Origin of the sequence: Nitratidesulfovibrio oxamicus, assembly GCF_015731765.1 — a bacterium.
In the GTDB taxonomy this organism is placed as follows: Bacteria; Desulfobacterota; Desulfovibrionia; order Desulfovibrionales; family Desulfovibrionaceae; genus Cupidesulfovibrio; species Cupidesulfovibrio oxamicus.
Map to the genome: position 1 here is coordinate 1 of NZ_VRYY01000542.1, position 1,416 is coordinate 1,416.

Annotated in this window: 1 protein-coding gene; it reads right to left on the reverse strand. The window is 70.6% G+C overall.

Annotated elements, in window-relative coordinates; genetic code table 11:
- Positions 1-142 precede the first annotated feature (142 nt).
- Positions 143-730, reverse strand: a complete 588-nt coding sequence (locus FVW20_RS15170) for a cysteine hydrolase family protein (RefSeq protein ID WP_196610261.1) — start codon at positions 728-730, stop codon at positions 143-145.
- Positions 731-1,416 lie beyond the last annotated feature (686 nt).

Genomic DNA, 1,416 nt, shown 5'->3' on the forward strand with positions numbered 1-1,416 from the left:
CCGCGACGCATTCGCGGCCCGCGCACGCCGCCGTGACGCGGCACGAAAGGCGCTTCCTGCCTTCCTCGGTCCGGCAGGTCACCCCGTCGCCACCCCGTCGCGCGCAACTGCACCGCCAGCCCTTCCGGCGGTTACACCCCGGCTACACCGCCAGCTGCGCCGCGTCGGTCACTTCTGCGAACACCCCGTTCAGGGCAGCCAGAAAGGTGGCGCGCACCGTGCCCGCATCCACCTGCGTGCCGCCGTACGCCAGCGCTGGCGAGGCCGTGGCGTCGCCAGCCACACGGCAGCGGAAGCCCAGGTCGAAGGCGGCGCGCACGGTGGTGTCGATGCACATGTGGGTCATCATGCCCACCACGACGAGGTCGGTGACGCCGATTGCGCGCAGGCGGTCCAGCAGTTCCGTGTCGCGGAACGAGTTGGGAAAGTGCTTGGTCAGCACGGCTTCGCCGGGCAGCGGGGCCACCAGCGGGTGGATGTCCGCCCCTTCCGTGCCGGGCAGGAAAAAGGTGGAGCCGGGGCGAATGCTTTCATGGCGGATATGGATGATCGGCATGGCCGCCGCGCGGCAGCGGGCCAGTACTTCCGCGGCGCGGCGGCACGCGTGTTCCGCGTCGGGCAGGGCCATGCGCCCGCCGGGAAAGTAGTCGCGCTGGATGTCCACGAGAACGAGTGCCGTGATGGATGCAGCCGGGGCTGCGGCGGGATTGCTTGCGGATGCGGACGACATGGCGGCTCCATGAGGTTGTCGGGTTACGGGTGGGATGACTGTGCGGACGGGGCGTATGGGCCAGGCGGGCCAGGCGGGCCAGGCGGGTCAGACTGACCAGGCGGGCCGCCAGAACGGCCCGCGCCGGGCGTGGCGCGTCGCTGTATGGATAACACCCCCGTACCCGACAGGCGAGGCCCGGCGGTGGCAGGCAACCGGAATGGCTTGTTGTGCCGCCTGATTGTCCGGTTCCGTCAGCGCGGATTCCGTCTTTCGCATACTGTATACAATTCTTGACAGCCGCTTCGGTTCACGGCATGAGCATTCCATGCGCACCGCACCCTCCCTGTCGCCGGACCTGCTGCCGCCCGCGTTCCCGCTGTCTGCGGGGCCGCGCCGTTGCGCGCATCTGGTCCACCAATGGTGGCGTCCCTGACCCCAGGGCCGTGGAGGTTCGCGCACGCCGTCGCCACCGGGCGCGGCACCCGCTGAAAAACCACGCGGCCGGAGCTCCGGGCGCGCCGCCGAACCCCGCGTATTGGCCGCCGCATCTAGGCCGGAGTCCTGCTGCAACAGCACGAGGAGCTTCGACCATGTCCATCATTCCCCGCATGTTCCCCGCCGGTGTCACCTACGGCGCCACCCTGCCCACCGATGGCGGCTGCGCCTGCGCCGCCGCCGCACGCGCTGCCAGCCTGGCCACGCCC